General features: G+C 64.7%; 9 protein-coding genes. 1 reads left to right on the top strand and 8 read right to left on the bottom strand.

Annotated features, from left to right (window positions below; genetic code table 11):
- Window positions 1-226 precede the first annotated feature (226 nt).
- Window positions 227-1,270, top strand: a complete 1,044-nt coding sequence (locus ABZS43_RS36210) for a hypothetical protein (protein WP_355040527.1) — start codon at window positions 227-229, stop codon at window positions 1,268-1,270.
- Between the two features lie 441 nt (window positions 1,271-1,711).
- Here ABZS43_RS36210 and ABZS43_RS36205 read toward each other — a convergent pair whose 3' ends face one another.
- From ABZS43_RS36205 to ABZS43_RS36170, 8 genes are all read right to left on the bottom strand, one after another.
- The gene (locus tag ABZS43_RS36205) at window positions 1,712-2,374 is read right to left on the bottom strand and encodes a hypothetical protein (RefSeq protein ID WP_355040526.1); all 663 of its coding nucleotides are present in this window, start codon (window positions 2,372-2,374) and stop codon (window positions 1,712-1,714) included.
- Window positions 2,375-2,579: 205 nt separating this feature from the next.
- Window positions 2,580-2,906, bottom strand: coding sequence for a hypothetical protein (locus tag ABZS43_RS36200; protein WP_355040525.1), 327 nt, complete (start codon window positions 2,904-2,906; stop codon window positions 2,580-2,582).
- A 57-nt stretch (window positions 2,907-2,963) separates the two neighbouring features.
- Complete coding sequence (locus tag ABZS43_RS36195) at window positions 2,964-3,887, bottom strand: MBL fold metallo-hydrolase (RefSeq protein WP_355040524.1); 924 nt, start codon at window positions 3,885-3,887, stop codon at window positions 2,964-2,966.
- A 64-nt stretch (window positions 3,888-3,951) separates the two neighbouring features.
- Entirely contained in the window at window positions 3,952-4,749 is a 798-nt protein-coding gene (locus ABZS43_RS36190; protein ID WP_355040523.1) for a hypothetical protein, read from the bottom strand.
- Complete coding sequence (locus tag ABZS43_RS36185) at window positions 4,746-5,042, bottom strand: hypothetical protein (RefSeq protein ID WP_355040522.1); 297 nt, start codon at window positions 5,040-5,042, stop codon at window positions 4,746-4,748. The genes ABZS43_RS36190 and ABZS43_RS36185 overlap by 4 nt, the downstream gene beginning before the upstream one ends.
- The gene (locus tag ABZS43_RS36180; RefSeq protein ID WP_355040521.1) at window positions 5,039-6,439 is read right to left on the bottom strand and encodes a peptidoglycan DD-metalloendopeptidase family protein; all 1,401 of its coding nucleotides are present in this window, start codon (window positions 6,437-6,439) and stop codon (window positions 5,039-5,041) included. The genes ABZS43_RS36185 and ABZS43_RS36180 overlap by 4 nt, the downstream gene beginning before the upstream one ends.
- Before the next feature lie 28 nt (window positions 6,440-6,467).
- On the bottom strand, window positions 6,468-7,073 hold the full coding sequence (locus tag ABZS43_RS36175) for a DUF2744 domain-containing protein (RefSeq protein WP_355040520.1): 606 nt from the start codon (window positions 7,071-7,073) through the stop codon (window positions 6,468-6,470).
- Window positions 7,074-7,608: 535 nt separating this feature from the next.
- The gene (locus tag ABZS43_RS36170) at window positions 7,609-8,136 is read right to left on the bottom strand and encodes a hypothetical protein (RefSeq protein WP_355040519.1); all 528 of its coding nucleotides are present in this window, start codon (window positions 8,134-8,136) and stop codon (window positions 7,609-7,611) included.
- Window positions 8,137-8,270: the final 134 nt, after the last annotated feature.

The raw sequence follows: 8,270 nt of genomic DNA, 5'->3' as shown, positions 1-8,270 counted from the left end.
AGGTCATCGTCACTGCTCGATCGTTCCTGTCTCGCCCTGGTCTACCTCAAAGGAGTACAGCGTCCCCCTGTCTCATCCCAGACTGACAGACAGGGGCGAGGTTCAAGAGCATGAACTCGGCTGGGTGCAACACTTCGCTGGCGGGCCCAGCGGGGAACCCGCAGTGTTGTGTGCGCGGTTCGGACACGACGTAGTTCCCGTCGCCCAACACGTCTGGAGCGACATCATGTCGATCGGTGACGGGATCGCAGGCGGAGGCGCCAACGGTATCGGGTTTCCCCTGGCTAGCAAAGACGCACACGGCGGATACGTTTCCTCAGACTCCGAAAGCGTCGAGCTCGTCGGCGGCAAATGGGCGAAACGTGGTCGGCTCATCCGTTACGCCAGCTCCATGCCGGTGCGGTGGCAACCAGCAATCGCCTTCGACAGCGAGGCGTTCAGAGACCGCGATACGTGGACATCTAGCGCCGACGAGCCCGACCTGCGAATAAGACTCGCGGCGCGAATCCCGCTGTCGGCCGACGAATGGCGCATCTCCAGCTCCGGACGAGGGCGACTGCTGGCAGGGGCTGATAGTTCAGGAGTTGTCCGCTTGCTGAAGCAGCTCGCCTACGGAAACAGCTCTAGCAGCGCGGTCGGATCGTGGGAAGAGCTGGATGGACCGTTCGGACTCAACAACAGCCGGTTTGCGGCCTACCACATCTCGACAGGGCACGACGGCACCGCAGTACGACTGGAGACGCGCTTGCTGTTGATGTTGCCGGATGGTCGATTCACCACAGATCTGTGTGCCACGGTCGACCTGCATATCAACACCAATACGTGCCCGTCTCCGACCAACTCAACAGGAACGATTCTGACCTCGAGTAATGTCATCGAGTACCTCACCGAAGCATGGTGGCTAGCAACACAAATCATGCCATTGGCCGCCAGCGAAGACCTGTTCTCGCTCCCCCCTGCCGGTGCACCACGACTGGAGATCTACATCCAGACCTACCGGCGGCAACCTAGCGACAGCCACACCAAAGCCAATGTGCTCGACTACATCAACTTTTCGGATTTCGGATCACCACGTCGCGCCAGGCTCGACCTACTCTCAATCGGTGTGACAACGCCGCTTGAACTCACTACGACGGAGATCAACGACATCATCAAACAGGCAATCGTGCGAATGGTCGAAGACGCCGGATTCGTAGTTCCGCCAGCACCATCGACCTCGCCCGCCGATTGTCGCGATCAGATCGAAGTTGACCCCGCCGGGCGGTCGTAGTTGGTCAAGACAATCCAAGACCGACCATGAATGTCCGGCACACCAACCGAATCTGAACCTGCAATCTCTGGTTATCACGGACCACGATGCGCCTGCCTTCGATCAGCTTCGGATCTATGCCACTAACAGGCGCGATGCCTCCCCTGTGATGCGATGGGATGCGTCCGTATTCGGATGTATTCGGGACAAAAGAGCGACTTAAGGATGACCAAAGATGTTGTCCCCGAGGCTCGTTCGAGGTGAGGGTAGCAAACTATGCGGGCCGCGGCGGCTCGTCGGTAGGGCGGCTGAACAGGTCGGCGTGTCCGGAGCCGCTCGGATGGCGACCGGCGTCTGTGGGATGGGCGCCCGTGCCGTGCGATGAGTGATCTCGGAAGGATTCATCGTTACCTGATGGGTTCGGGGCGGACTCGAACCAGGGAACTGGCCGATCCTCTGCTGTCAGTCGGTGTCTTCGTCCTTGAGCAGCCAGACAAGGTGGGAGCATTCGGCTGCGTGCCATTCCCGCACCATCGGTCGATTGTCCTCGACGGCGAACACCACCTCCGCTCGCCACGGCAAGCAATAGTCGCACCCTGTGATCTCGATGGCATTGCCTTCCTCGTCAAATGCTTCGAGATCCACGCTGCCTATCGGCGCATCGTAGGTGACCAAGGGGCCTTTCGGTTCGGTCTTCACGACCTCGCCAAGGCGGTCACGCAGTCGTTCGGAGCGCCGTCGGCGAGGGTCGGTGTTCATGGGCAGATCGAGGAAGGCCGAGGACTCGACGCGCCGGCCAAGAGCGGACTCGAAACAGCCGATGCAGAACCACCCGGCAGTGAATCCCGCCTTCGTCCATACCGCGTCGTTGACCATGTATCCCTCGTCGCTGGTGTCGTACCCGCAGCCGCTGCATCGATAGTCGATCGGAGCGTGTTCCCAGCGGAAGTCGATCACGTCGCCGTTGGCCATCTCGAATTTGCGCCAGCCGTGGGCACCCAGCACTCGGACGACGGTGGTTTGCGCTTCGTCCGCGCGCTCGTAGACGACGTTTTCGATCTCGGATTCGACCTCGCTGAGCTCTTTCATGGGATCGGTATCGTGCTGGTCGCCGTCGATCCACATGACCCACATGCTGTGAACACCCGCTTGCGGGGAGTACTCGAACGAGACGGCGGTGGGGTTCGTCATGTGGATAGTTTCCACCCGCCCATTCGAGGGTCTCTCGGCGGTGTCACGCGCGTGCGGATGTCGTCGGCCTCGGGTGGTAGCGAAGACGGTGCGCCGAATCGCGGTGTCAGCGAGCGGGGGTTGGTTCGTCTCGCGGGTGTCAGTCGTCTCGGACGACTGGTCCGCGAAACCAGCAGTAGGGCAGGCGGCTACCGGGGTAGTTGAGGTAGAGGTTGTAGGCGGCGCGGGTGCGGTAGCCGATGTCGGCGGTGTGGGCTGGGTCGATCAGGTATTCAACGGCGGACGGGCCGGTGGTTGTGGGGTGCCAGGTGGTGAGGAGTTCGTCGTCGGTGTCGTAGATGTCGAGCCAGGAGGTCGTGCCCTCGGGCAGAGGTCCACCTACGACCTCGAAGCGTTGGACGAATGCCGCGCCGCGGGTGAGCAGGATGGTGTACCGGTTGGGCCGGTGTCCGAGGTAGTCGACCATGATGGACCTTCCGAGGGAGCCGAGCGCCGGGTCTCGTGGCGCTCGGCTAATGCGGTCTCAGTCGGCGGGTACCCAGGTGGTGCGCCCGGTGGTCCGGTCCCGGCGCACGCGGCCGAAGGGCACGTCCGCGAAGTGGATGCCGAAGGCCAGGTCCCCGCTGGAGGCGAGGTCTTTCACCAGTGCCTGGCGGTGGGTGATGGCTTCGGCCTGGTCGTAGTCGGCTCCGACCGCCCATTCCGGATGGGTGATCTGGATCGGTGAGTGGAACACGTCGCCGAAGACGAGCATCCGTTTGCCGCAGGAGCGTAGTTCGTAGCCGGTGTGGCCGGTGGTGTGGCCGGGGATGGTGACCGCGCGCACGCCGGGGAAGATCCGGCTGCCGTGGTGGACCACCTGCACCCGGGAGGCGATGGTGTCGAGGATCGGGCGGGTCAACACACTGGGCCTTGCCCAGCCCGGCAGGGTGTCGATCATGGCCGGGGTGAGTGAGCGCCACCAGGCCCATTCGACTTCGCCGAGGTAGATCGGCGCGGTCGCGAACGGTGTCCGTCCGGGGACTGGGGTGAGTGTCCAGCCGAGGTGGTCGAAGTGCAGGTGGGTGACCGCGATGCCTTCGATGCGTTTGAGGCCGTCGATCTGGGAGAGGCTGTCCAGTAGTGCCCCGGAGCGCAGTTCGCCGGTCATCGGGTTCTCGTGGACGTCGGGTAGGACGATGGGTCCGGCTCCGGCGTCGATGAGGATGGCGCGGCGGCCGCGCTGGATGAGCAGGCCGCCGAGTCCGGCGACGAGGTAACCATCGGCGTTGAGGTAGTCGGTGTTGGTGGCCCAGTCGGCTTCGGTGGCGTCGGGTAGCCAGCCGCGGGGTTTGAGGGCGACGTAGCCGTCGGGGATGTAGGTCAGGCGGAAGCGTCCGAACCGCAGGGTACGCAGCCGAGGCGGGGTGTGTAGGCGCTCGCTGAGGATCAGGGGTGTTGCGGGCATGACGAATAGAGCCTTTCGGATCGGGGGTGCGGTGACCGGCGCGATGCATCAGCGGGATGTGATGTCAGCCGAGGAGAAACCAGGGCCACCAGTGGTTGGTGCCGACATGATCAGCACGCAGAAACGATGGCGGGGTCGGGAATCCGGGACCGCGCCCGCCACCGTCGCCGCCGCGGCTCCAGTAATACGGTTGCCGCGGCTGCGTGCCGCCGGGTTGTTCGATCACCCAGCGCGGGACGGTGGCGAGTTTGTAGCCGATGCCGAGGTAGTTCGACAGGAACCCGACCCCGTACACATCGCCCTGCCGGGCGTCGATGGTCGGTAGGTCGAACCGGTACTGGGTGGAGGCATTGGTCAGGACCGGTCGGATGTCGCCGGTGTCCCAGATCAAATGGAGGTCCCCGGTGGGCTCCTCGAACCGGTAGACCATGACGTAGGCGTTGTTGACCATCGACCACCCCGCCGGACCGATCAGGAGCCCGACTTGGCGGTATTCGCGGTCGCGAAGGGTGCGGATCATCCCGACTTCCACCGACCCGGACGCGGGTTGATAGAACGGCGCCTGCGTGAGCGACCCATTCGCGTCGGGCTGACGCGCCAACATGGCGAGGGGGAAGGTGGTGTCGTCGGTGGCGGTGAGATTGGCCCACAACGGGATATCGGTGGGCACCTGCTCGTAGGTGGGTCGTTGGAAGATCGGTTGGCGGACCTCGCGGCGGTACGCGTTCTGCGCCCCCGTGTAGGCCCCGATCACCCCGGCCCGGATAGCGGCTTTGGCGTCCTCGACCGACTGGTTCTGGAAGTGCCGGAACGCACCGAGGTTCCAGGACCCGTCCGGGGTCTCCCGGTTCGGAGAGGTCACAGATCACCGGCGAGCCAATCCGGAATCGCCGGGGCCTCCGCGACTTTCATGGTCGGATCGGCGCGAGCGACGGTAGTAGCGAGGTCGTCGCGCTGGCGCTGGAACTGTCGCACCAGCCGTACGAGGGTGCGGTAGCGGTCAGCATCGGTGAGATCCTGGTTCTCCAGCTCGGTGACACGTGCTTGGAGTTGGCGGACCTGCCCGGCCTGGCGTGCGGTGATCGCGCCGATCACTGTGGCGAGGGCGACGCCGAATGCTTGGACGATGTCGGCGTTGAGCCATCCGAGGTTCACTGGTCTACCTCCGGCTTGCGGTGCCGTCCGGTCGAGGCGTCGTTGACGAGGTGTTCCAGGATGACCTGGATCTTGTCCTGCACCCCCGCGAGGGTCGCGGTGACCGCGTCGATCTTCGTGTGCGCGGAGGCGACCGAATCGACGACGGATTTGTCGTCGAGTTGGGGCCAGCCGGTGGGATCGAGGGCGGGGCCGGGTTGGTGGCGGGAGTCGGGTCCGGCGAGTTGGTCGACGACCCAGGAGGCGTGCATGTCGATCGAGGTGAGCAGGTCGGCGAGGGTGACGGGGTTGCCGTCTTTGTTGATGACAATGTCGGTGAGCTGCATATCGTTCCTTCCAAAGAGTGCGGCGACGGTGTTTCGGCCGCCGCGGATGGCGTTGACGTCGATGAGTTGGCCGCCGATCGCGGCCTTCTCGGAGAACTGGAGAATCGCGATCTCCTTGCCGCCGAACGGTTCCCAGCCCCTGTACCCGTCGCCGGGGTAGAGCTGGGGTGCGCCGCCGACGCCGGGGACGTAGGAGCTGTTCCACAACAGCACCGGCAGCCCGGACAGGTCGGGAGAGCCCATGAAGTCGCGCCAGTACCAGCGCGGCAGATAGATCGGCAGCAAAGTGAATCCGCGCGCGGTGATCGCGTTCACCCGCGCCCACAGATCGCCGATGGAGGTGAACCTGCGCTGGTCTTCGTAGTCGATCTGGATCGGGATGCTGGTGTCGGCGAACCGGGTGAGGGCGTCTGCTTCGATGTCGGGGTGGGTGTGCAGGTCGCAGTAGAGGTAGCCGCCCCAGAACTCGAAGTGCTCGCCCATCTGGTCGCGGGCCCTCGGCCACTGTGGGTCCTGCCACGTTCCCTGGCTGATCTTGTGGGTCGCGAAGGACATGCCCTCGGCGGCCGCTTGGGCGAAGTCGAACGCGCCCTGGTGGTTACTGACGTCGATGCCGAATTCGGGCATCGCGAATCCTCCTTCCGGATAGGCCGCGCCATCCAGGAGCGGCAGCGGGTCGAGACGGTCGGGACCGGGAGGGCTGTAGACGCCGCGGTGCCACTCCAGGTGCAGATGCGGAGCCACCCCGGCGTTGCGGGCGCGGTCGGGTTCGATGGCCGCGATCCGCTGCCCGGCCTCCACTCGCTGTCCGACAACGACTTCGGGACGGATGTGGCCGTATACGGTTGTGCCGCCGCCATCGCCATCGGGGTGATCGATCACCACCCACGACCCGAACCCCTGGGCGGGTCCGGCGCGGGTGATGGTGCCGCCCTGGCAGGCGTGCACCGGTCGGTCGCCCGCGCCGCCGGGGTAGCCGAAGTCGGCACCGAAATGCCAGCCGTCCTCGCGCGGCCCGAACGGTGAAGTGATCCAGAACCCGGCCGGGACAGGCCAGAAACGTGCGGACATGACGAAAACTCCCTTCCAATAGCGGTTTTCAGGATTGGGCGTCCTGGTAGCGGGACAGGATCGCCGGACGGGCTTTGCCGAAGTGGCGTTCGATGGCCAGGACCCGTTCGCGTTCGGCCGGATCGGCGCGCCGCAGATAGGCGAGCACGGCTTTTACCCCGCGTCGGGTCGGGTCGAACTGCGGTGCCGGGTCGTTGGTGGCGGTGGCCTCGACGCTGACCGGTGCGGTGACCGGCAGCATCGGCGGCGGTGGCTCGACAGGCTGGTCGGGGACGGTGCCAGTGAGGCCGAGTGCAGCCGCCAACTGCTGACGCTGACGCAGTGGGAGTTCGGCGACGAACTTGCGGACGTCGAAGACCTCTTCGGGCTCGGGTTCGTCGGCGTCGGACCAGGTTCCGGGCGAGAGCAGCCAGTGAGCATCCCCCGCACGTGGGGGCCGGTACTTGATGACCGGCTCCTCGACCGGTCTCGCGCCGCAGTCCCACAACCGCCGCGACACCGCCCGCAGGTGCTGTACCGGCAGCAGCAGCGGCGCGCCCTTCAGCCCTGGGAGCCCGACGAGCATCCACAGGAACGCTTCCTCGGGGTCTGTGGGGTCGCAGTTGTCGCGAATGGGGAACTGACCGTCGGACAATTGTCCTCCTTGGCGCGACTGCGTCTCCGCGGCGCTGGCAAGAGTCCGCAGTTGCAGGTTTCCCACATCTACAGGGTTCTCATTTTCCTGTATTTACAGGTTTTCCGGATTTACAGGTTTTACTGAAATGCGGGTTTACTGCATTACTGCAAATGAAGTCGCGGGTGGTTCGTGGCGATATTTTCGCAGGTCAGCCGCATAATCTGTTTACAGCGTATGCGATTAGAAGGCTTTTCTTTTCGGTAGACTAACCCACCGTTTGACCACTCGCCGGACCGTGTTGTTTAATTATCGCCGCGCGCACCTATGCCGCCTCATGCAGGGAATTTAAATGACTTCATTGATGGTCCTGGCCGCACTCACGGCCAGCATCACTGCTATCTCGGCGTCGGTCACGACGATCGTGATCGTCATATACGGAGTTCGAGGGGTTCCGCCCGCGGAACGCGCTGCCGTGCTCCGTGCTCTGGCTGCTGTCCTCAGCGCGCTGAGGAGACCGCTTCCGCGACGATGACGAGCGATCCGCCGCTCCCGCTCATGCGAGCACGCCCAGTTCCTGCATACCGGAGACGAGGTCGGAGACCATGTCCAGGGTGTGCTGGGCGCGGTCGCGGTTGCTGGTCGGATCACCGATCACTGGCTGCCATTCCGGGAATTGGTCTCGGTCCCAGGCGAGGGTGAGTTCGCGGACGCGGTCGATGCGGATGGTGTAGGTGTCATCGCCGGGTGCGGTGGCGCCGATGCGGTCGCCGAGCCACCAGTGCCCGTCCTCGCCGATGACGAACGGTGTGCCGTCGCGGACGGTGAGGGTGTTGGTGAACCAGGAGCGGGTGTCGTGGAATCCCTTGCGCAGGGCCGCCATCGCCGAGATCGTGTACGCCCGACCTGGTGAGTCGGCGAAGTACTCGAACAGTCGTGACCAACCGGAGTTGTGTTCACGTGCTTGTGATTTGACGGCGTGCCAGGCCAGCAGCGTCCCCTGGTAGAGGGGCCGGATGAGCGCGTCGGCGACCCCGCCCAGGGGCGGGACGCCCACGATGGCGGCAGCCAGGTCGCCGGCCATCTGGACACCGGCGGAAAGGCTTTCGTCGGCGGGTTCGGGTCGCGGGGGGGCCCCCCCGGGGTATTGGGGGGGGACCCCCAACCCCCCCCAAACGGGCCCCGCCCCGTAAAAAAAGAAATAACGGGGGAAAGGGA

The organism is Nocardia sp. NPDC005366 (genome assembly GCF_040606855.1).
In the GTDB taxonomy this organism is placed as follows: Bacteria; Actinomycetota; Actinomycetes; order Mycobacteriales; family Mycobacteriaceae; genus Nocardia.
This window is presented reverse-complemented; position numbering and strand designations above follow the sequence as displayed.

Coding starts and splice junctions, on each gene's coding strand:
- ABZS43_RS36210 (WP_355040527.1), top strand. CDS start 227: ATGTCGATCGGTGACGGGATCGCAGGCGGAGGCGCCAACGGTATCGGG.
- ABZS43_RS36205 (WP_355040526.1), bottom strand. CDS start 2,374: ATGTGGATCGACGGCGACCAGCACGATACCGATCCCATGAAAGAGCTC.
- ABZS43_RS36200 (WP_355040525.1), bottom strand. CDS start 2,906: ATGGTCGACTACCTCGGACACCGGCCCAACCGGTACACCATCCTGCTC.
- ABZS43_RS36195 (WP_355040524.1), bottom strand. CDS start 3,887: ATGCCCGCAACACCCCTGATCCTCAGCGAGCGCCTACACACCCCGCCT.
- ABZS43_RS36180 (WP_355040521.1), bottom strand. CDS start 6,439: ATGTCCGCACGTTTCTGGCCTGTCCCGGCCGGGTTCTGGATCACTTCA.
- ABZS43_RS36170 (WP_355040519.1), bottom strand. CDS start 8,136: ATGGCCGGCGACCTGGCTGCCGCCATCGTGGGCGTCCCGCCCCTGGGC.